Origin of the sequence: Sorangium aterium, from assembly GCF_028368935.1 — a bacterium.
Classification (GTDB): Bacteria; Myxococcota_A; Polyangia; order Polyangiales; family Polyangiaceae; genus Sorangium; species Sorangium atrum.
In genome coordinates this window covers 1,234,510-1,257,231 of record NZ_JAQNDK010000001.1, presented here as the reverse complement: position 1 = coordinate 1,257,231, position 22,722 = coordinate 1,234,510, and the positions used below count along the sequence as shown (strand labels likewise).

Sequence of the window (22,722 nt, the reverse complement as noted above, 5' to 3'; positions counted from 1 at the left end):
CTGCTCGACCGCCTGCTCGGCGTCGGCGGTCCTGGCGGCCCCGGCGCGCGCTGGCCGATCGCTGGAATCGATCGGTCATCAGTCGCCAGGGCCATGGCGGCGTTGAGGCGAGCATCGCGGCATCACCCGCGCGGACGGGGGCCATAGGCCTGCGGCGCGCTCTGCGCATTTACGTGTAGGTACACTTATTCGAACAGCCCGAGCGGCGCAACGGTGAGGAGCGCACGAGACATCGGCTGGCACCCGGTGCCAGCCGTGCGTCGACGCCGCGCGCGGGCGGGCTGCGTGGAGAGGATCTATGGGCGAGTTCTTCGTCGTTCCGTACTGCGTGAAGTTCGAGGACAGCATGGCCTATGGCAGCCATCACTACCTCACGAACTTCCGCTTCCAATGCATCGCGCGCGAGACGCTCTACTTCGCCGAGGCCGCGGACGGCACGCTCCCGCACGAGGAGGATCGCGCCGCGATCCGGCTGCTCACCACCGAGGGGTACAGCCGGAACCTCGCGCCGGTGCGCGTGGGCGAGCGCGTCGCGATCTTCATGACCCTCGGCGCGGTGACGCGCTCGAGCGCGTACGGATACTTCCGCACGGTCCGCTTCGACGGCGAGCCCGTGGCGTGCGGCTACCAGCGCATCGTCGCCGTCTCCTCGGCGAGCGACGAGCTCGCGCCGCTGCCCAGGTCGGTGACGGCGCACGTCGGGGCCCTCGACGAGCGCGTGCCGCACCAGCGCTTCGTCGAGCTCTGCCTGCGCGGCGGCTCCGCGCTGCGCGAGCTCTTCCCCGAGCGCGTGCTCCGGCACGCCGCCGAGGTCGCTCGGGGGCCGCTCCACGAGGCGCGCCCGCACAGGGCGCGGTGGGACGCGGAGGCCGCGGCGGCCGCGCCGGGGCGCTCCGGGGAGGCCGCGGCGGGCGTGGACGGCGCCGGCGTCGCCGGCAAGATCGCGCTGCTCCTGCCGGGCCAAGGCTCGTTCGACCTCCGGCTCCTGCGAGCGCTCCACGCGCGCTTTGATGCCGCGCGCGAGGCCGTCGCCGCGGCCGAGCCCGCGGCGCGCGAGCTGCTCGGCGCCTCGCTCGCAGCGCTCGTGACCGCCGGCGAGGCGGAGGCGCGGGCCGCCCTCGAGGCGTGCGTCGATCTCGATCAGCTCGGGATCCTCGTCCAGGACCACGTCGCCGTCGCGCTGCTCCGGTCCGCCGGGCTCGAGCCGGACATCGTGGCGGGGCACAGCCTCGGGGAGATCGCCGCGCTGGCCGCGGGCGGCGCGTTTCCCCTGGCGACGGCCGCCGAGGTCGTGTGCCGCCGGGTGCTCGCCCTCCGCGGCGCTCCGCCCGGCCGCATGCTCGCCGCCCACACCGGCGCGGAGCGCCTGCGCGACGAGGTGCATGCGCTCGGCCGGGACGACGTGTTCGTCGCGGTGGTCAACGCGGCCGATCAGGCGGTCGCGTCGGGCACGGCGGACGGCATCGCCGCGCTCGAGCGGCGGCTCACCGGCGCCGGCGTTCGCGCGACGGTGCTCGCGAGCCGCTACGCCTTCCACTCGCCGCTGCTCGCGCCGGCGGTCGGTCCGTTCGCGAGCGCCCTCGGGCGCGCCGGCGCGGCGCGGCCCGCGGTGGCCACGTACTCGCCGATCGATCGCGTCCACTACGGCGACGGCCCGCTCGCGCCCGCGCGCCTGCTCCCCATGCACCTCGTGACGCCGCTCGACTTCGAGGCGGCCGTGCAGGACCTCCACGCGGCGGGGGTCCGCACCTTCGTCGAGTGCGGCGGCGGCGGCGCCCTGACCGCGCTCGCGCGGCGGAGCGCGCCGCCCGGGCCCGATCTGCGGGTGATCTCGACGTTCCGGGCCGGAGAGGACGTCGTGGCCGAGCACCGGCGCGTGATCGACGCGCTGCGCGCCGCGGGGCGCGCGCTCACGGCGGTCGCGCCGCTCCCGGAGGAAGAGCCGGACGGCCGCCGCCCGCGCGAGGTCGCGAGCCCCGCCGCCGCGAGCTCCGCGAGCCCCGCCGCCGCCGCGAGCCCGCGCGAGGACGACGCCGCCGCTGCGGGTGCCACGGCGATCGCGATCGTGGGCATGGGCGCTGTGCTGCCGGGGGCCGGCGGCGTCGACGCCTACCTCGCGCAGCTGCTCGCGGGCACGTGCGGGATCGCCGACACCGGCGAGCGACACCCGGAGCTCGCGACCGACTTCCTGAGCCGCGGCCGCGCCGCCGACAAGACGTACAGCCTGCTGGTCGGCACGGTCGACGCCCTCGGCCCGTACGCCGAGCAGACAGGTTACGACGCGCGCACGCTCGATCGGCTGCCCAAGACGGCCCGCATGCTGGCGTGCGCGCTCGCCGAGGCCCGATCGAACGCGGCCGTGCTCCGCGACGGCGCGCCCCTGCGGATCGTGTGCCTCCTCGGGTCCACGGCCGACGGCTCGATCGAGCACGACGAGGCCACGCTGCTGCTCGGCGTCGAGCGCGCGCTCGAGCGCGCCGCCGCGGACGAGGCGGCCCGCGCCGCCGCGGCGGGCGCGCTGGCGGCCGAGCTCGGGCTCGACGCCGGGCGGCGCGCGGCGTGCCGCGGCCACCTCGAGCCGCTCGCGCGCGTCGTGCGCGACGTGGTGGGGGAGGGCGCGCGCACCGTCGTCGTCGACGCGGCCTGCGCGTCGTCGATGCACGCGGTGCACCTGGGCGCCGCGATGCTCCGCCGCGGCCTCGCCGACGTCGTGATCGCCGGCGGCGCCTACCAGCCCGGCCCGACGAACGCGTGCCAGTTCTCGCAGTTCGGCGGGCTCTCCGCGACCGGCAGCCGCCCCTTCGACGCGTCCGCGGACGGCGTCGTGTTCGGCGAGGGCGCCGCGGTCGTCGTGCTCGAGCGGCTCGACGACGCCCGATCGCGGGGCGATCGGGTCGACGCCGTGCTCCTGGGCAGCGGCCTGTCGAGCGACGGCCCGAGCCCGTCGGTCACGGTGCCACAGCGCCGCGGGCAGGCCCTGGCGATGCGGCGCGCCCACGCGCGGGCCGGCGTCGAGGCGCGGAGCGTGCAGTACGTCGAGGCGCACGCCACGGCGACCCCGGTCGGCGACGCCACCGAGTTCCAGGCGCTCGCCGAGGTGTTCGCGAGCGACGCCGGCGGCGCGGGCGCCCCGCGCATCACCCTGGGCAGCGTCAAGTCGCTGCTCGGCCACACGGGCTGGACCGCGGGCGTCGCGTCGCTCATCAAGGTCGTGCTCGCGATCCGCGAGCGCACGCTCTTCCCGCAGCACGGGTTCCAGGCGCCGAGCGCGCGCATCGATCTGGCGGGCTCGCCGTTCGCCATCCCGACGGCGGCCGCCCCCTGGATCGCCGAGGGCGGAGCCCCGCTGCGCGCCGCGCTCGACAGCTTCGGCTTCGGCGGCACCAACGCCCACCTCGTCGTCGAGGAGCACCGCCCAGACCGCCACCCCGCGCGTCCGCGCCCGCGCGGAGGATGCCGCGCGCTGTGTGTCGTCGGGCTCGGGGCCGTGTTCCCAGCCACAGGCGGCGCGACCGCGGGCGCCCCCTCGGACGTGCTCGCGTTCGACGAGGGCGCGCTCCGGCTGCCGGCCCGCGCGCCCGTCCTCCCGGACGCCCTCGAGGCGATGGACCCGACGCAGCTGCTCGCGGCGATGGCCGCGGAGGAGGCGCTCGCGGCGCTGCCCGCGCGCGAGCTCTGCGAGCGCATCGGCGTCGTCGTCGGCCACGAGGGCAAGACGCGCCGCGGCGCCCGCGCCAACGAGCGCATCTTCGCCGACCGCGTGGCGCGGGCGCTCCGCGCGCGCGGCGTCGGCCCCGCGCTGGCCTCCGCGACGGCCGACGCGCTCCGCGCGGGCTCGCCGGCGACGGGGCCGTACACGCAGCCGGGCAACATGCCCAACGTCATCTCCGGGCGCATCGCCAACGTCTTCGGCCTGCGCGGGCCGAACTTCGTCGTCGACACCTCGGCGACCTCGCTGCTCGACGCGCTCGCGGCCGCCGATCTCGTGCTCGACGAGGACTGCGACGTCGTGCTCGCGGGGGCCGTCAACGCCTTCAGCGACGACGTCGCGCGGGGCGCGTCCGCTACCCATGACCCGCGGCCGGTCGGCGAGGCGGCGCTGCTGGTCGCGCTGTGCACCGAGGACACCGCGGCGCGCCACGCCTGGCCGGTGCTCGCTCGCCTGCACCTCGTCGCCGGCGCGGCGGAGGGGTCGCGCCCCGCCGCCCGCGAGCTTACGGTCGGCGGATCGAGCGCGTGGCTGCGCGGGGCCGAAGGCGCCGTCGAGCTCCACGCGGCGATCCGCGGCGCGCGCGCGCACGGCGCTGCCCTGGTGCGCTGGCCGTCCGATCCCCGCGCCGTCCAGGTCACGCCCCCCGAGACCGCGTCCGTCGCGCCGGCGCGAGCGGCCTCGGGCTTCGCGACGGGCACGCCGATCCACGGCTTCGTCCCCGAGATCGCCCCCGCGCCGGCGGCGGGGCCGGCGGCGCGCGTCCCGTCCCGCGTCCTCTACGTCTGCACCGACGCGGCGCTCGCCGCGGAGGTGCGGCGCGCCGCTCGCTCCGACGAGGAGCGCGCGCGCATCCTCGCGCTCGCCGTCGAGGATGCGCCCGACACGGCCGAGCCCGGTAGCCCGCGCGACCTCGCGGCGCCGGGGGCCGAGGCGTCCGGCGGTGCGCCCTCGCTCGACGCCCGCGATGAAGCGCGGCTCGGCGCGTCGTTCGCGGCCCTGGCCCCCGAGGACGTCGACGCGGTCGTCGTGCTCACCCGCGCCACCGACGCGCTCGCGTTCGTCGACGGCGCGCCGGGCTCGTACAGGCCCGTGCTGCGCGCGCTGTTCGGCGCTGCGCGCCGCTACCACGGCGCCATCGCGCGCGGCGAGGTGGCCTTCGCCGCCGTCGTCGCCTCCGCCGTGGACCTCCACGGGCGGCTCGCGCCGGTGAGCGGCGCGGTCGGCGGCTTCGTGAAGTCCCTGGCGCGCGAGCTCCCGGGCGGCGACGTGCGCGTCGTCCACACCGACGCGCGCGACGTCGCGGCCGCGCTCGGCGCGCTCTCCGGGGAGTGGCGGCGCGCCCGGCCCGCCGTTCCCGAGGAGGTGGTCGATCTCGGCGGCGCGCGGCACACCGTGCAGCTCGCCCGCGCCTCCGCGAGGCCGCGCGCGCGCGCCGTGCCGCAGCTCGGCGCCGATTCGGTCGTGCTCGTGACGGGCGGTGCGCGCGGCATCACGGCGGAGCTCGTCGAGGGCCTGCTCGACCGCTTCGGCTGCCGCGCCGTGCTCCTCGGCCGCTCGCGGCTGGAGGACGCTTCGGCCCGCGCGCTCGCGATGACCGACGCGGAGTTCGACGCGTACGAGCGGGACTTCTACGCCGAGGCCCTGCGCGAGGGCCCGGGCCTGCGGATGGGCGTCCTGCGCGAGCGCTACGCGCGCCTCCGCGCGGCGCGCGAGGCGCACCGGGTCCTCGCCCAGCTGCGCGCCGTGGGCGCCGGCCGCCGCGTCGTCGACTACCACGCCGTCGACGTGACGCGCGGCGAGGACGTCGACCGCGCCGTCGCGGCGGTCGCGGCGGCGTACGGCCGGGTCGATCTGGTCGTGCACGGCGCCGGCATCCAGGTGTCGAGCCGGCTCACGTCGAAGTCGCTGGAGCTGTTCGAGCGGATCGTCGACACGAAGCTCGCCGGCCTCGCCCACCTCCGCCGCGCCCTCGCGCGCCACCTGCCCGCCGCGCGCCCGCACGTCCACCTCGTCACGTCGGCGTTCAGCGTCCTCGGCAATGACGGGCAGCCGGACTACGGCGCAGCCAACGAGGCGATGAACCGCGCCGCGGCGTACTTCGCCGCCGAGGCGGGCGCAGGCCCGTGGTCGAGCATCGCGTGGCTCGGCTGGAACGGCGTCGGCATGACCGCCGGGTCCGAGTACAGCGCGCTCGGCGCGGCGCGCGGGCTCCGGGGCGTCGAGCCGGAGGAGGGGAGGCGGATCTTCCTCGACCTCGTCGCCGAGCCGCCCGCCGGCGCGGCCCTGGTCCTGCTCAGCGACGGCGAGATCGAGCGCTTCGCCCCGCGCATCGTCGCGGCGGCTGTGGCGGACGGCGCGCCGGGGAGCGCGCCCGAGAGCGCGTGGACGCTCGATCCACGCGTCGATCCGTGGCTCTCAGACCACCGGGCGCGCTCGAGCGCCGTCGCGGCCGGGGCGTTCCTCGTCGACCTGGCCGTCCGGCACGCGCTTGCGACCTCGGGCGGCGGGGCGCTCGTCCGCGAGGTTCGCGACGTGCGCTTCCTCGAGTTCCTGCGCCTCGCCGACGACGCGCCGCGCGCCGTGCGCACGGTGACGACCCGCAGCGAGCGGCTCCCCGGCGGCCACGTCGCGTGCGCCGTCGAGGTGCGCGGCGACTTCGTCCACCGGTCGGGCGTGACCCTCCGCGCCGGCGTGGTCTTCGCGACATGCGTGGTCGAGCTCGGCCCGAGCCACGTCCGCCGCGCCGGCCTCGCCCCGCGTCACGCCGGGCGGGTCGACGGGCCCCTGGTGCGCGACCCGTACGCGGGCCCTGGCTCGCCGGTCCGGCACGCGGGCTGGTTCGATCACCTCGGCACCTTCGCGCTCGGGGCCGCGCTCAAAGAGGCCCGGTTCCGCCTCCCGACCGACGGCGCCCTCGCGCGGCAGCGCGCGGCCGCCACGCCGTTCCTCCTGCTCGACGCGCTCCTGTCGCTGGGCACGCTGCGCCGCGACGAGGCGGGCGCGTTCCCGGTGTGCGCCGCCGGCGGCGTCGACCGGATCCGCTTCGGGACGGCGGCCAACGACCTCGCGCTTCGCGACGCGGGCGTCCCCATCCGGCTCGTCGCCACGGTCCCGGCCGTGGCGGGCGACCGCGTCCTCGGCGCGTGGGCGCAGGCGCTCGACCCCTCGGGTGGCGTGCTTCTGGAGGTCGAGGGGCTCGAGGGGCGCGTCATGGGGCGCGTGGCCGCGGACGCCCGCACCGCGGCGCAGGCGACGCCGATGCTGGGGGCGCTGTGACGCCGCCGCTCGCGATCGCGGTCGCGCGCGCGGACGCCGAGGCCGCGGCGCGGCTCGAGCCCTACCTGACGGCCAGCGAGCGCCGCGCGTGCGCAGCGCAGCGCGTCCCGGCCCGGCGGGCGCAGTCCGCGTGCGCGCGCGTCGCGGCGAAGTGGCTGCGCCTCGAGCTCGCCGCCGGCCGTGGCGCGCCGCTGGTCGCGCTGGACGCGACCGCGCTCGAGGCGCACCCGCGCGCGGACTACCTCGCCTGCGCGGTGACGGGGCCGTGCGGTCGTCGCCCGTGCTTCGAGGACGGCGCGTTCGCGCTGTCGCTCTCGCACGCGGGCGAGCTCGCGGCGGCCGCGGTCACCACGGCGCGCGCGGTCGGCGTCGACGTGGAGCGGGTCGAGGCGCGCGCGGCGGCCTTCGCCGACGAGCACTTCACCCCGCGCGAGCGCGAGGCCCTCGAGCGCGGCGCCGCGACGGGCGCCCCGCGCGCCGCGCTCGAGACGCTGCTCTGGAGCGCCAAGGAGGCGCTCTACAAGACGGGGGCGCTCGCGCTGCCGGCGCGGTTCTCGTTCCGGGACATCGACGTCGCGTTCCCGCCGGGGGGCGCGCGCCTGGCGCCGCCCTCGGTCCGCTCCTTCGCGCTGGGCGCGCGGGGCGGGCAGTTCTTCGGCCGGGCCGTGCTGACCGGTGCGTTCGCGCTCGTCGCGGCCGTCCCCGTCCCGCCGGCCGCGGCTCTCGGATGAATGGAACTCACCAAACACGAGGTTTCGACGATGCAATCTCATGATCTTCTCGACCATGTCCGCTCCGTTTTCGTGCGCATGACGCGCTACCCCGACGAGGTCGTCGTCGCCAACGCCGATCTGGAGCAGGACCTCGGTATCGACTCCGTGAAGCGCGGCGAGATCCTCGCGACGCTGCGCGCGGATTTCGGTCTCCCGAACGCCCTCAAGGCGGCGCCCGACGAGCTGCGCACGGTGGCCCGCGTCAGCGAGTTCCTGTCGCGAACGATCGCGGCCAGCGCGGAGGCCGGAGAGCACGCCGATGGTCACGTGGAGACCGGAAACCACGTCAATGGCCATGCGGAGGCAGCGAAGCACGCCAATGGTCACGTGGAGACCGGAAACGACGCCAATGGCCATGCGGAGGCAGCGAAGCACGCCAATGGCCATGTGGAAGCCCGAGGGCATGCCAACGGCCATCGGGAGGCCGGAAGGTACGCCAATGGCCACGTCGAGGCCGGAAACCACGCCAATGGCCACGCCGGCGAGGCGTTCCATGTCGTGGTCCAGGCGCTGGCGGACGCGACCCGCCACCCGGTCGATCTGCTCGTCCCCGACGCGCGGCTCGAGGAGGACCTCGGGGTCGACCGCCGCCGGCGCGACGAGCTCCGCGCGCTCCTCTGGCAGCGCGGCGCCCAGCCGGCCGTGCTCGAGGCGGCGCTCGACGAGGCCCGCACGGTCGGCGATCTCGCGCGCCTCGTCGACTCCGCGCCGCCCGCGCAGGTCGCCGCGGCGCGCGCGCCCGCGGCCCGTGCGGCGCAGCGGGCGCTCCCTGCCCCCGGGGTGGCGCTCGCGGGCAAGACGGTCCTCGTGACCGGATCGAGCCGCGGGCTGGGCCGCGCCATCGCCGCGAAGCTCGGGCGCGCCGGCGCGCGGGTCGTCGTCAACAGCTTCCACTCGCGGGACGACGGCGAGGCGGTCGCCGACGAGATCCGCGGGGCCGGCGGCGACGCGGTGCACGTCTGGGGCTCGGTCGCCAACCCCGCGCACATCGACAGGCTCTTCGATTCGATCGCGCGCGAGGTCGGCGAGCTGCACCACTTCGTCAGCAACGCGTCGAACGGCCGCTTCGGCCCCCTCGAGCAGACGACCCCGGAGCACTGGGAGCTGGCCTTCCGCACGAACGTCATCGGCTACCACCTCTGCGCCATGCGCGCGGCGCGCCTGATGGAGCGCCACGGCGGCGGGCGGATCGTCGCGCTCTCGTCGAACGGCTCGTCGAGGTACCTCGAGCACTTCGGCGCCATGGGCGCCGTGAAGGCCGCGGTGGAGTCCCTGACGCGCGCGCTCGCCGTCGAGCTCGCCCCGCGCAACGTGCAGGTCAACTGCGTCTCCGCCGGGCCGATCTACGGCCACGTGACGAGCAACTACCCGGATCACGAGCGGATCCTCCCGTACTGGGAGTCGCGCACGCCGGGCGGCCGGCTCTGCACCGAGGACGATGTCGCCGAGGCCGTCCTGCTGCTGCTCTCGGACGGTGCGCGGAGGATCAACGGCGCGACCCTCACCGTCGACGGCGGAGGCTCGCTGTGCATCTGACCGCGGCGATCGGCGGCGTCGGGGCGCGCTCGGCGCAGGCCCGCGCTGACCAGCTCACGTCAGCTTCCCTGGAGCTCGCGAAGAAGGAGGAATCATGAGTGCCACGCTCGATCGGCAGCCCCCGGGCCCTGGCCCGCTCGCCAGCCTGCGGTACCTGGCGAACTTCAGGACCGGTAACATGCGTCATTACGAGGACCTCTTCGCGCGGTATGGCGACGTCGTGCGCCTGCGGGCGCCCGGGGCCGAGGACTTCGTCATGGCGTTTCACCCGAACGACATCGCGCACGTCCTTCGCACGAACGTCCGGAACTACCCCAAGGGGAAGCGCTACCACGAGCTCGCCCCCGTGCTCGGCTGGGGCCTCGTGAACAGCGAGGGCGAGCTCTGGCGGCGCCAGCGAAGGCACGTCCAGCCCCAGTTCAACCACGCCAACACGCTCAAGTTCGTCCCCATCATCGTCGAACACATGGAAGCGGTGCTGCGGCGCTGGGACGCCCAGCCGGGCGAGTTCGAGCGCGACATCAACGACGACATGATGGACGTGACGTTCGGTATCGCGGGCGAGGCGTTCTTCGGCGCGGCGCTGGAGGCCCACACGGACACCGTCCGCGAGGCGTTCAAATATGCGCTGTCGATCGCGCTCAAGCGGATGTACTCCTTGGTCAACCCGCCCCTGTCCTGGCCGCTGCCCAGCCACCTGCGCTTCCGCCGGGCCATGGACCGCGTGCACACCGTGATCGACGGCATCATCGACGGCTACCAGCGCGGCGCCGGTGGGGAGGACAACGTGCTCGTCCGCCTCATGAACTCGGTCGATCCCGAGACCGGCGCCAAGATGGACCGCGCGCAGCTGCGGGACGAGATCAAGACCATCCTGATGGTCGGCCACGAGACATCGAGCGTCACCGCCTCGTGGGCGCTGTACCAGGTCGCGCAGCACCCCGAGGTGTACGCCCGCCTCACCGACGAGATCGACCGCGTCCTCGGCGGCCGGTCTCCGACGGCGAAGGACATCGAGTCGATGCCTTACCTCACCATGGTCTTCAACGAGTGCCTCCGGCTCCTGCCGTCCGTGCCGTTCATCCTCCGCAGCCCGCTGGAGGACGACGTCATCGGCGGTTACCAGGTCGCCGCGGGGTCGACGGTGGCCATCGTCCCGTGGGTCACGCACCGGCACCCGGAGTTCTGGAGCGATCCGCTGGAGTTCAAGCCCGAGCGCTTCGCGAACCACCGGCGGAGCGCGGACGACAAGCTCGCCTTCATCCCCTTCGGCGCCGGTCAGCGGATCTGCCTTGGCGAGTTCATGGGGCAGCTGGAGGGCAAGATCATGGTCGCGATGGCGCTCCAGCGCTACCGGCTCCTGCTGGTCCCCGGCTTCGACCCGCGTTGCCGCGGCTTCATCTCGCTCCAGCCGGTGAACGGGATGCGCATGATCCTGAAGCGGCGGGAGCCGTCGAGCGTCGTACGCGCGGCGCCGGCGGGGCGGGGGGCGCCCGCTGCGGAGCCCGTGGTGACGGAGCCCGCGGCGGCCGCCATGAGAGCTCACGGCTGCCCGTACAGCGCCCGGGCCTGAGGGCCTGGGCTCGGCGCACCTGGCCGGCGGCGCGACCACCCGGCCTCTCCTCCCGGGCGGAGCCCCCGCCATCTTTTTTTCTCGGCCCATGTCAGGCCCCGGGGAGCCGCGGCGAAGTAACAGGCAGGCAGGCGGACGGCTCGGGACGAAATCCTGAGCGCTGCCTTCTTCCACGGCACTGGCACGGCCGGCGCGCTCCGCATTCCGACGAGGAGCGCGCGCGCCAGGCGAGAAAGGCATCCATTCCCATGCGGACTCCCATGCACACGGTAGCTCGAACGATCGTCCTCACCCTGGCGGCGAGCCTCGCGGGGTGCGTCGCGGCCGGCCCTGCGGATGAGCCTGGAGACGAGGCGATCGCTGAGGCCTCCAGCCCGCTCGTGGCGGACCGGGCCAGCCTGCCGACGCCGGCGGCCTACTGGAGCTTCGACACCTGCGCGGCCGGCGCGATCACGCGCGTTCGCGAGGACTCGGGCCGGGGGGCGTTCGGCGTGATGTCCGGCCGCCGCCTTTGCAGCCCCGGATGGTCCCTGTCGGCCGGCGACTTCGACGGGGCAGGGGATCGGGTCGAGATCAGCAGCGAGGGGAGGAGCTACCTCCACTTCCAGGACCGGATCACCGCGGCGGCCTGGGTCAACCCGCGGAGCGTGACGGGGAGTCGCACCATCGTCAACCAGTGGTACGCCGCGGATTCGTTCCTGCTCGGCATCGACAACGGCAAGTACTTCTTCTCCGTGGCCTTCCCCGACGGCGGCGCCGGCCGGCGCGCGATCGTCCAGGCCCCGGCCGTCGCCAACGCGTGGGCGCACGTCGCCGGCGTGTACGACGGCGCGGCGCTCAAGCTCTACGTCAACGGCGTGCTCCGCGCGTCGACGCCCGCGTCCGGCGCGCTTCAGCAATCGACGCGGCCGATCGTCATCGGCGGACACCCCAGCTGGAACGCGTACGATGGGCTGATCGACGAGGTCCGCCTCTACCAGCAGTCCCTGAGCGACGCGCAGGTGGCGCAGCTCGCGGCGGGCGAGGTCTACCCGGTGAGGGCGTATTACGTCTATCCGAGCGACCAGCCGTATCACCAGGAGTACGTCGACGCCATCAACACGTACCTCGACGAGCTGCGCGGCTGGTACCGCGAGGAGTCGGGCGGCTCGTTCCACCTGGTGGGCTTCGTCCAGCCGGTGCGCTCGTCCCAGAACTACCTGACCATGCGCTGCGGCCCGACGCCGACGAGCGCCTGCCAGAGCAACCCGCAGGAGCTCCCGAACTGGCTCAACGCGGTGTCACAGGCCGTCGGCGGCTTCCCTGCGCGGCAGTCCACGCTGGTCTTCGGGCAGGGCGGCGGCGGCTGGGCGGGCGCCAACCTCCAGGGCGACTACACCGGATACGCCCTCGTGGGCGACTGGGTGCTTGAGCCCCTCTCCGGCGTGCGGGAGCCGCTCGCGCTCCATTGCGGATACGCCACGTGGCAGTGCAGCGGCGGCGTGCCGAAGGGGACCGTCGCCCACGAGCTCGGGCACTCGTTCGGCCTGCACCACCCGGACGGCTACTCGGGCACGACGATCATGGCGTGGCACGGCGACTATCCGACGACCGACTTCCTCGATCACGAGCAGATGATCCTCCAGGAGAGCCCGATGCTCTCGTCCGGCGTCTTCGTGCGCGGCGGGCTCTGGCTCGACTTCAACAACGCCGACGTCATGCACTGGGACACGACCGTGAGCCTGACCGGCTCGGGCTTCGGGATCGGCACGCAGGTCGAGTTCGTGGACGCCACGCACACCGTCCTCGCCAGCCTGACCAGCCTCAGTCCGACGAACCTCACGGTGCGGGTCCCGCGCGGCGTCGGCCCCGGGTACATCCGCGTGCGCAACGCGAGCGGTGCGAGCAACAAGGTGCCGGTGAACTTCCATCCGTGAAGGGGACGGTTCTCGAGGTGACGCCGCGGCGCTGACAAGGCTCGTCATCGCCGCGGCCAGAGGCTCGTTGAATATGCAATCACACAGAGTACAGGAGTAACGTATGCTCTCGTATCTAGACAGACACACTCGCGTCCTCGCGACCGCGCTCACGGGCACCCTCGCGGCCGCGCTCACCGGCTGCATGGTCGACGCTGGGCAACCGACGGACCCGGCGCCGGACCCCCTCGACGAGGCGTGGGCCCAGGCGGGCGCGCTCGGTGAGCAGGCCACCGCGATGGACACGCCGGGCGAGATCTCGGGCGTGGCGGGGGAGCCGCATGGCACGGATGCACCCGCCGAACCGGAGCCGCGCGGCGTGCGACGCCGCGCTCGCTGTATGCCGGGCCGCGAATGAAGGGTACCGGGCCGCGTGCTATGAGCGCTGCGAGCAGCAGTACTGCGACCGCGCCACGGGCGTGTGTCTTGTCAGCGTTTCCCCCTGCTACATGGAGTGCGACCGCCACCGGCAGGCGCGAGACGCGACATGCCTTGCGAGCTACGTGAGGTGCCTGGCCTCGTGACGCCGCGCGGAGCCTGCCGAGTCCGCCTCGCTTGAGCGACGGCGCCCGCCAACCATGGCAGGCGCCGTCGCCGTCTCTCGTGCAGCGCCGATGCGGCGCGGGCCGTCGCTCTTCGCTCCGACAGCCCTGCGCCCGCCCTCTCTTCAGCCTCCGACCGTCATTGCTGGCCCAGGACGGCCCACCCGCTCCACGTCGTCTGCACGCCTGCGCGGAGCTCCTGCGTTGCGCCCTGGTCCATCCATCGCACGCTGGCCCATCCCACGTCTTTGGCGAGCCCCTGGTCCAGGGCGTAGATGGCCTTCGCGGAGCCGTCGGGCTTCGGAGCGACCTTGTAGGTCGCGAGCGGTACACCCCTCGTCGAGTAGAGCGTCATCGAGACGTTGGGCATCGATTCCTTCTGGGCGATGAACAGGTACAGCGTCCGAGTGCTCAGGACGTACGCCGCGCACGCGCCGCACTGAGGATCTGCCGGTTGCATGGGCTCGTCCTTGATCCGGCGTTGCGGCTGCGGCCGCGCACCGGATGACAGCGCTTGCGCCGCCTGTCCGGTGTCCGCGACCGACTCGACAGGCGTGGCGTCCATCGATGGACCGCACGCGGTGAGGACAAGGGTGCTCAGACCAAGAATCGAGGTACGCATCGTTCAGATCCTCCGTATACCGTTTCCGGGGTCGATCTTCTCTTCGCCGTCGCCCTCTGGCCTCTGACAGACACAGCTCGATCCCTCTCCCGATCGGTCAGGGGACGAGCGCCCGGAAGCTCGCCCAGTCGCTCGACGGATCCGCGCGCAGCGCCGCGAGGCTGGCCTCGCGGAGCTGCTCGCCCGGCTCTCCTCGCTCGCCGGCGTAGAGCGCGGCCATCACCCGCTCCGCCAGGGCGTCGTCGACCGGGCGCGTCGCCGCGATCACCGAGCGCGCGCCGGCGATCAGCAGCGCCTGGGCCAGGCCGAGCCCGAGCCCCCGCGCCCCGGACGCGGCCTCCGTGCGCGCCGTATCGCAGCCGGACAGGACCGCCCGCGCGGGCGCCCGGCGCAGCGCCAGGATGTCGCCCACGGCGAGCTCGCTCCCGCCGGAGAGCGCGAGGCTGCTGTCCCAGCCGTCGAGGCCCCCGAAGACGCCGTGGCCCGCGTAATGGAAGAGCGCGAGCCCGGGCTCCTCCAGCGCGTTGGCCACCGCTCGGCGCGTGGCGAGCCCGCCCGACAGCCGCTCGACGCGCAGCCCCTTCCCGGAGAGCGCCGCCGCGACAGCGTCCGCCTCGCGCCGCGCGGCCGGCAGATCGCGCCGCGGATCCGCGACGACGAGCGCGCGCTCCGGCGCTTGCCCCGCGCCGGCGCCCTCCGCGGGCCGCGCGCCGCGCCGGGGGAGATCCAGGCCATACGTCACCGGCATGCGCGCGACGAGCGGCGCGCCGTCCCAGGGCAGGGCGTGGAAGTCGACGCGAGCGAGCTCGCCATGGGCGGCGACGCGGAGGCGCGTCGCGGCGCGCAGCTGCGCATCGAACGGCGCGAGCAGCCGCGGGGCCAGCGCCGCGGCCGGCGCGGAGGCGTCGAGCGCCGGCAGCCGCTGGGCCACGACGCCGTCGCGGGTGATTGCGAAGCCGGCCCATCCTTCGCGGATCGGATGGACCACGAGCATCAGCTCGCCCTCTTCCAGCGCCGGCGCCGCCTCGACCTCCACCGCCGCGGGCTCCCCCTGTCGCACCAGGAGCAGCGCCTCCTCCAGCCGCGCGCGGATCGACCGCCCGCGCGACGCCCGGGCCACCCGGACCGCCTCGAGCTCGTCGGACGAGAGCCGCCAGTCGTCGCGCCCCTCCTCGTCGAAGGCCGCCCGCGCCTCGCGGTACGCCGCGAGGGCGCGCTCCCAGCGCGCCCGCTCCTCGCCGCCGAGCGCCTCGATCCGGTCGATCCAGCCGAGCATCGCGAGCGCCCGCGCGCGCGACCGCCGGGCGGCGCGCACGGCGCGGCGCGGATCGCGCCGGAGCAGGAGGTCGACGAGCCGCCGCGCGCTCTCCTCGAGGCGGCCGAGGTAACCGCCCCGGCCCTGCCCGAGCGGCACGAGCGCGCCGAGGTCGCCCCGCAACTCCTCCGCTTGCTCGTAGGCCTGGGCGGCCGCGTCGAGCCGCCCCATCGCCTCGAGCGCCCGCCCGCGGCCGAGCGCCGCGCGGTAGCGGCCTTCCGGCAGCTCGCTCGCGTCCGCGAGCCGCGCGAGCCGGCCGTAGATCTGGAGCGCGCTCGCGGGATCGCCGCTGCCCAGCGCGACGCGCCCCTCGATTTCGAGCCAGTACATCGCCACGCCGGCGTCGGGGCGCGCGTCCGTCCGCCGGGCCTCGTCGAGGAGGGCGCGCGCCGCGCTCGCCTGGCCCGCTTCCAGCTTGGCGAGGGCCAGGTTCGTCAGCGCGTTCGCGCGCTTCGCCGGCTTCGGGCACGCGGCCCCGTACAGCTCGAGCGCCGCCATGAGCGGCGATTCGGTGTCCGTGAGAGCTCGAGGCCGCTCGGCGCCCGCACGCGGCTCGCTGGATCCGCTGCTCGCCCACGCGACCTGCAGCGCGTTCCAGCCGAGGTCGTTCAGGAGGGAGGCTCGCTCGCACGGGGCCCTCCCGGCGGGGGAGGACGCCTGCACGTCGCGCAGCAGCGCCTGCGCCTCCAGCGGTCGCCCCAGGGTCTGGAGCACGTCGGCGCGCTCCTGGAGCACGTGCAGCCGGTGGTCGCTCAGGCCGAGGCGCTCCGCGCCCGCCGCTGACGCGTCCAGCTGCCGGAGCGCCGCGCGCAGGTCGCCGGCCTCGGACGAGAGCAGCGCCGCGTAGTACGGCTTCACCGCGCGCCCCTCGGGGTGGCTCGCCTCGAGCGGCCCGAGCGCGTCGAGTGCCGCCCGCGCCTCCGCGAACCTGCGCCCGTTGAAGAGGAGGGCGTACGACAGCGCGAAGCGGTCGAGGAACTCGTCGGAGATCCGCCCCGCCTCCCGGTGCGCCCGGATCGACGCCTCGAAGCCCGCGATCGCCTCCGGGATCCTGCCGCGCGCGAGGTCCACGCGCGCGCGCTTGCCGATCGCCAGGGCCTGGACGGCGGGGTCCGCGTCGGACGCCAGCGCGTCGAGCGCCGAGGAAGCCGCGTCGAGATCGCCGCGCCGGCGCAGCGTCTCGGCCTCCTTCAGCCCGGGTGCGTCGACGGCCGGGCGGAGCTCCAGGCGGAACGACGCGCGCCCGCCGCCCCGCTCGGCGGTCACCGAGAGGGCGCGGGCGCCTTCGGCGACGGGGACGCGCGCCAGCACGCCTCCCTGGACGCGCGCTCCATCGAGCGAGGCGAGCGGGGCGTCCGCCACGACGGCCGCGTCGACGGCGATCGCGACGCGGGCGTCCGCAGGGGCCTTCACCCAGATGCGGAGGGTCCGGTCGTCGGGCAGCGCGCAGGCGGGGCCGACGTGCACGGCGCTGCAGCCGGCGAACTCCACCTCGAGCGGCGGCGCGGGCGCCGCGGCGGTCGCCGGGGCCACGGACGCCCCGGTGGTCGCCTGGGCTGCGGTCCCCGTCGGGCGGCGCGCGTCGCATCCCGGCGCCAGCGCCGCCGCGCCGAGGATCGCTGCGCCCAGCGCGGGCCGGAGCGCTCGCCAGCGCGTCACGGGTCCTTGGAGGGCGCTGCGGGTCGGGCGGTGGGGAGGGGGAGCGGCGCTGCGCGCGGCAGGAGGAGGACTTTGAAGCGTAAAATTCGGAATGGTTTATCTTTTTTCTCAGACGGCCGTGCGTCCGCCAGTCCGGCCGCGCTGTCTGGCAGCGCCGCTGGCCGTCCGATCGCGATCGCGATCTCCCACTCGCCCTCGGGCACTCCGGAGAAGAGCTTCTCCGTGTCGCCTTCGATGCGCGCCGCGCCCTGCTCCGAGAGGTCTGCGTGCACATCCCAGGGGCGCGCCGTTTCGCCCTGGATCAGGAAGGCGCGTAGGGCGACGGGGCCGTCGACCCGGGTTGCGGGCCGCAGGGTGATCTCGAGCCTCGATCCGGGCCCGAGCCGCGCGGTCGCGTCGGCGCCGCTGGAGGCGGAGCGCTCGCTGACCTCGCCGCCGGCGAGCGTCATGGCGTAGGCGGGCACCGGGAGCATGGCCAACGCGCCCGGATCGTCGAGCAGGCCGCGCGGGTGGTGCTTGTCGCCCTCCAGCGAGAGCCGCACGATGAGGACCGCCGCGGCGGCCGCGGCCAGGGCCGTCGCTGCGGTCCGCCAGGGCGCCCTGTCCGGCTTTCGCGGGAGCGGGAGCACCTCGCCGCCGCGCGCCGCCGCCGTGTGCTGTCCCGGAGGTGGCGGGCCTACCGCCTCCGCGCCTACCGTCCCCGCGCCAGTCGCCGCGGCGGCGCCGGTCGTCTCTGCGCCAGTCGCCGCGGCGGCGCCTGCCGTCTCCGCGCCTCGCTCGCCCGCGCTCGCCTGCAGCCCGGCCAGGATGCGGTCGGCGATCCGCGCTCGCGCCTCGCCGTCCAGCGGGCGTGACGCCTCCCACGCCTCGCGGTCCTCCGGGGTGCGCTGCGCCTCCGCCTCCAGCGCATCGCGCTCGCCGGCCGCGAGCGTCCCCAGCGCCCTCGCTGACCAGCGTGGATCGCTCGCCCGGTCCTGCTCGCGCGCGACGCGCGCCAGCGCCTTCAGCAGATCGTCGTCGTTCATCGTCCCCCTCCCGGGCTCGCAGCGCTCTTCATCGTCCCCCTCCCGGGCTCGCGGCGCTCGGCGAGGCGCCGTGTCCTCTCGGCTCCGCCTCGGCCGCGAGCTCCGCGGCGATCTGCCGGACGAGCCGGGCGATGCGGCTCCGCCACGCGTACACGGCGTCCGCGGTCATGCCGGTGATGGTGCAGGCTTCCTCGGTCGATCGCTCGTCGACGAGCAGCAGATAGAAGAGCTCCACCCCGCGCTCGCTCAGGCGATCGCGGAGCTTCCTGGCGATCGCCGCGAGCAGCTCGCGCGAGATCGCCGCGGGCTCCGGCGACACGGAGGCGCCGTCCACGCGCTCGAGCGCGTCGTCCTCGGTGGGCTGCTCGGTCCAGGGGTTCCGGCGGCGGCTGCGCAGGATCGAGCACGCCTCACGCTCCGCCACGAGCCCCACGAAGCTCGCGAGCGGCAGCCCCCGGCCGGCGTCCCACTGGCGCAGCGTGCGCCCGCGGTCCGCGAAGAGCGCGAGGAACACGCTCTGGGTCAGGTCCTCGACCTCCTGCCGGACGTCGCGGTGCCCCGCGGCCCGCCGCCGGCGGAGCAGCGGCCGCATCACCCGCTCCTGGATGGTGGGCGTCAGCAGATCCACGAGCGCCCTCACCGCGGCCGGCTCCCCGGCCACGGCCCGCGCGATGAGCGCGGCCTCCGGGCCCGGGGCGGCGGCGCCCGCCGATCCCCGCCGCGCGTCCTCATCGATCGTCCGCGGCTGCGCGGGCAAGGGAGAGCTCGGGGCCATCAGCGCACGGATAAACGCGCGCCACACGCCCGTCAATCCGGCTGGCCCGCCAGCTCGTCCACGAGCGAGCCCACCGGGATCGCCCGCGATCAGCCGCCGCAGGCGAGGGGGATCGTCAATCTCCACATGTCGTTGAGCAGCACCGGCGCGAACTCCGCGGTCGCTCCCCCGAAGATGTAGAGCTCGTAGGCCGTGGCGGTCTTGCGGGAGAAGTAGAACTGGCCGAACCTCGGCGCCGGCGCCGGCCCCGTCATCGCGGTGTCCACGCGAGTCCAGGTCCCGGCGTGGAGATCGAAGTACCAGAGATCGGACAGGGTGGTACCGTCGAACTGGCTTCCCCCGAAGAGCCAGATGCGGTCGTTGTGCTCATCGGCGATCAGCTTCGCGTTGTCGCGGTGGCCCGGTCCGCCGGCCTCGTCGAAGACGAGCTGATCCCAGGTCTCCGTGCCGACGTCGAACATCCAGAGGTCGCCGAGGTAGTTCTCCGGCGTGAACAGGCCGGTCCCGTTCACGGCGTCGTTCGTGTATCCGCCGTAGACCAGCAGGGCGTTCCAGCCCTGGGCGTAGACGAGCGGGTGATGGGCTCGAGCGCGCGGGCCGGGCGAGCCGGTCGCGACCTGCTTCCAGCCGTTCTTGTAGCGGACCAGGTCGTGCTGGAGCCCGTCCGGACGGTTGATGAAGGCCGGCAGCGTCGACGACGAGCCCGAAAAGGCATACGCGACGGTCTTGTGCTTGCCCTTCTCCCGCACGGCGACCGCCTCCGTGGAGCGGTTGGCGCGCCCGATCTGGGCCGCGCTCTGCGAGATCTGCGTCCACCCATGCACCGGATCGAACCGGAACGTGTCCTGGTGCGTGAGGTCGAGCCCGCGCCGGAAAGGACCTCTCCCGCCGGAGACGATCAGCGCGTCATCCTCGGCGACGCACCACATCATCGACTCGGCCCTGGCGGACGGCCCGCCCGGGTACTGGCCGAGGTCGTACCAGGTGAGCGTGTCGACGTCGAAGGCGCTGAAATCGGCCACGGGCTCGTCATTCGGGTAGGTCCCGTTCAATCCGCCGAAGATGTAGAAGAGGCCCTGGTGATAGGCGCTCGCGCCGTCCCATATCGCGTCGGGGATGGCGCCGCCCTGCGGAATCTCGGTCCAGTAGGGCAGGCTCGACCGGGCGGCGCTCGGGCGAATCCCGGCGAACGAGAGCAAGAGAAAGAAAGAAGCGATGAGAACGATCCGAAGGTGAACCCTGCGTGTCATCCGGGCTATCTCCTTGTTCAGGCAACGGCGGGCTCGCGCCGTGGGCCTGGAGGCCACGGCGATGGTCACACACGGACCGGCGTGAGCGCAGCCCCGCGATGGCACGAGCGATGTCTGCCAAACGAGGCGAAAACCTGCTCGTCGACGGCGACACGCTACAGCACGGCAGGTTTCCCGACAACCTCAAACTGCCGCGGCTCCACGAGCGCGGCCAGGCCAAAGGACCGCTATCGGCCTTGGTTGTCTTCTCCTCTCCACGAGCATCTGTCGTGCCCCAGCGTGGGTTGACAAATACTCCTCGCCTACGCGATGCCATTCCTGGAAGCGCCTCCTGAACAGGGACCTCGAGCTCGAGACGCACCTCCGGCGGCGGGGCGAGCGCAGGGTTACGACGGGCGTTTCCCTCCCAAGCTCCGCCCTCGTCGTCGGTATCATCGCCTCATGAGGCACCGCCGGGGACGGGGCTCGAGGGGATGGCCATCACGGCGGCTCGGGCCGGCAGGACCGCTGGCCGCCGCCGTCCCGCTCCTTTGTGCCTCGTCATGGCCGGCGGTGGCCCGCGCCGACGGCTACGAGCGGTGCGTCCGCGAGGCGGCGACCCAGGCCGAGATCGACGCTTGCGCCCCCAAGGACGAGCCCATCGAGGTGAGGGTGCGGGCGAAGCCGCCGGCCCGGAGCGCCTCCGACGTCGAGGCGGACGCGCAGGTCCTCGCCGCGGCGCCGCACGGCTCGGGCGCCGACGTGCTGCGGGTCCTCCCGGGCGTCTTCGTGAGCGATCGCGGCCTGCCCGGTCGCGCGCCGCACCTGTCGCTGCGCGGCTTCGACGGCACCTCCGGTCAGGACGTCGAGATCTTCGCCGGCAACATCCCGATGAACCAGGTCTCGCACATCCGTGCTCCTGGTTATGCCGACATGCGCCTCATCATGCCGGAGGTGGTCCGGTCGATCCGGATCGCCAGCGGCCCTCACGATCCGAGGCAAGGCGACTTCGGCGTCGCCGGCTCGCTCCACATGGATCTCGGCCTGGAGGCGCCGGGCTTCTGGCTGAAGGGGGGAGTCGGCTCGTTCGGGACGAGGCGTCTCCTCATCGCGTTTGCGCCCGAGCACGACGAGATGATGGACACGTTCGCGGCCTTCGAGACCGACGCCATGGACGGGCCGGGCGGCGCGCGCGGCGGCGAGCGCAGCTCCTTCGTCGGGCAGCTCGGCGGGGGCACCAACCAGGTCCAGTTCCGCGCGACGGTGGCCATCGGATCGGCGCGCTTCGACTTTCCCGGCTACCTGCCGCAGGGCCCCGTGGAGCGGGGCGCCTACCCCTACGCGGCGCAGCGGCCGCTCGGCCGCGATCGGACATCGCAGGCGCTCGTAGGATCCGATGTCCTGTGGAGCCTCGGCGAGGGCACGATGGGCATCGGCGGCTTCGCGGGAAAGACCAAGACGACGTTTCACCAGAACCTCACCGGGTACGCGCTCGACCAGCTCGCCGGCGAGCCGATCGTCGAGAGCGACGACAGCGAGATGGTGAACGACGCCTCGACCTTCGGCCTCACGGTGCTTTACCGCCATGGCGTCGAGATCACGTCGAAGCGCGATTCCATCGAGATGGGCGCCTACGCGCGCGTGGACTCGGTCGACCAGACCGACACCCGCCTGTTCGAGGACGGCACGAAGAACGCCGCGCTCGTCGACGCGACGATCGACGCCACGAACGTGGCCGCGTATGCCGATCTCTCGCTCTACCCGATCCGGCGCGTGGTCGTCCGTGGCGGCGCGCGCCTCGACTCGCTCTCGTACAGCGTGCAGGATCGCACCAGCAACGCCGGGCTCGAGCGCACCGCGCAGGGCTTCGTCGTGTCGAGCAAGGCCATGGCCGACATCGCGGTCAGCGGCGGCGTGCACCTCGTGGCGAGCTACGGCGAGGGGTTCCGTTCCCCGCAGGCGCGCGACCTCGACGAGGGCGAGCGCGTGCCGTTCACCAAGGTGCGCAGCGTCGAGGCCGGCGTCCGGCTCAAGGAGGGCAAGACCTTCCAGGGCTCGGCGGTGGGGTTCGGCTCGTGGCTCGGCAATGACCGCGTGTTCGACGCGGCGTCGCGGCAGAACATCGAGGCCCCGCCGTCGGTGCGCGCCGGCGCGCAGGTCGTGATGAGCGCGCGCTCCGGCCCGTTCGGCGCGCACCTGAGCGGCACGTACACCCACGCTCGCTTCACCGGCTCCGACGCGCGCTTCGCGGAGGGCGACCCGGTGCCCTATGCGCCGGCGTTCGTCCTGCGCGACGACGTCTTCGCCTCGGGGGTGGTCGGCCGGCTCTCTGGCAAGGAGGTGACCGTCCGCGTGGGCGCCGGCGTCGAGGGCATGGCGGGTCGCTCCCTCCCGGGCGGGCGGGACGGCAAGGACGCGGTCAGCCTCGATGCCGTCGCCGCGGTCGGGTGGCGCGGCATGGAGCTCGCCCTGAACGGCACGAACCTCCTGGGCCTTCCGTATTACGACGCGCAGTACGTCTACGCCTCGAGCTTCGTGAAGGACAGCGCGCCCTCGCTGCCGTCGCCGCACGTGCTCGTCGCGGCGCCGATCGCGTGGATGCTGACGCTCCAGATCCACCTCCGCGGCAAGGAGCGCGAGCCGGAGCCGGCCTATTAGCCGGCTGCGGGAGCGGGGTGCAGGTTCGTGGGATACGGGATCAGCCGTCAGCCCAGCGCGAGGCTGCTGCCG

The 22,722-nt window shown here is 74.4% G+C and carries 12 protein-coding genes; 7 read left to right on the top strand and 5 right to left on the bottom strand.

Going from position 1 to position 22,722, the window contains the following annotated elements:
- Window positions 1-298: 298 nt before the first annotated feature.
- The 6 genes from POL72_RS04605 to POL72_RS04580 all read left to right on the top strand — a co-directional run bounded on the left by POL72_RS04605 (window position 299) and on the right by POL72_RS04580 (window position 13,183).
- A complete protein-coding gene (locus POL72_RS04605) occupies window positions 299-6,988 on the top strand; it encodes a type I polyketide synthase (RefSeq protein ID WP_272093781.1) in 6,690 nt (2,229 codons plus the stop codon).
- Window positions 6,985-7,719, top strand: coding sequence for a 4'-phosphopantetheinyl transferase family protein (locus tag POL72_RS04600; RefSeq protein ID WP_272093780.1), 735 nt, complete (start codon window positions 6,985-6,987; stop codon window positions 7,717-7,719). Before POL72_RS04605 ends, POL72_RS04600 begins: the two co-directional genes overlap by 4 nt.
- A 30-nt stretch (window positions 7,720-7,749) precedes the next feature.
- Window positions 7,750-9,297: an SDR family oxidoreductase gene (locus POL72_RS04595; protein ID WP_272093779.1), complete on the top strand. Its 1,548-nt coding sequence runs from the start codon at window positions 7,750-7,752 to the stop codon at window positions 9,295-9,297.
- A 94-nt stretch (window positions 9,298-9,391) separates the two neighbouring features.
- Window positions 9,392-10,870: a cytochrome P450 gene (locus POL72_RS04590; RefSeq protein WP_272093778.1), complete on the top strand. Its 1,479-nt coding sequence runs from the start codon at window positions 9,392-9,394 to the stop codon at window positions 10,868-10,870.
- A gap of 260 nt (window positions 10,871-11,130) precedes the next feature.
- A complete protein-coding gene (locus POL72_RS04585; RefSeq protein ID WP_272093777.1) occupies window positions 11,131-12,786 on the top strand; it encodes a LamG domain-containing protein in 1,656 nt (551 codons plus the stop codon).
- Window positions 12,787-12,889: 103 nt separating this feature from the next.
- Complete coding sequence (locus tag POL72_RS04580; RefSeq protein WP_272093776.1) at window positions 12,890-13,183, top strand: hypothetical protein; 294 nt, start codon at window positions 12,890-12,892, stop codon at window positions 13,181-13,183.
- Window positions 13,184-13,506: 323 nt separating this feature from the next.
- Here the strand turns inward: POL72_RS04580 and POL72_RS04575 are convergent, their stop codons facing one another.
- The 5 genes from POL72_RS04575 to POL72_RS04555 all read right to left on the bottom strand — a co-directional run bounded on the left by POL72_RS04575 (window position 13,507) and on the right by POL72_RS04555 (window position 20,013).
- Window positions 13,507-13,827: a hypothetical protein gene (locus tag POL72_RS04575; protein WP_272093775.1), complete on the bottom strand. Its 321-nt coding sequence runs from the start codon at window positions 13,825-13,827 to the stop codon at window positions 13,507-13,509.
- Between the two features lie 259 nt (window positions 13,828-14,086).
- On the bottom strand, window positions 14,087-16,963 hold the full coding sequence (locus POL72_RS51135) for a CHAT domain-containing protein (protein WP_272093774.1): 2,877 nt from the start codon (window positions 16,961-16,963) through the stop codon (window positions 14,087-14,089).
- A complete protein-coding gene (locus POL72_RS04565) occupies window positions 16,960-17,988 on the bottom strand; it encodes a hypothetical protein (RefSeq protein WP_272093773.1) in 1,029 nt (342 codons plus the stop codon). The genes POL72_RS51135 and POL72_RS04565 overlap by 4 nt, the downstream gene beginning before the upstream one ends.
- Before the next feature lie 28 nt (window positions 17,989-18,016).
- Complete coding sequence (locus tag POL72_RS04560) at window positions 18,017-18,763, bottom strand: RNA polymerase sigma factor (RefSeq protein ID WP_272093772.1); 747 nt, start codon at window positions 18,761-18,763, stop codon at window positions 18,017-18,019.
- Between the two features lie 89 nt (window positions 18,764-18,852).
- Entirely contained in the window at window positions 18,853-20,013 is a 1,161-nt protein-coding gene (locus tag POL72_RS04555) for a Kelch repeat-containing protein (protein WP_272093771.1), read from the bottom strand.
- A gap of 552 nt (window positions 20,014-20,565) precedes the next feature.
- On the opposite strand from POL72_RS04555, the gene POL72_RS04550 reads away from it, so the two are divergent.
- Window positions 20,566-22,650, top strand: a complete 2,085-nt coding sequence (locus POL72_RS04550; RefSeq protein WP_272093770.1) for a TonB-dependent receptor — start codon at window positions 20,566-20,568, stop codon at window positions 22,648-22,650.
- Window positions 22,651-22,722 lie beyond the last annotated feature (72 nt).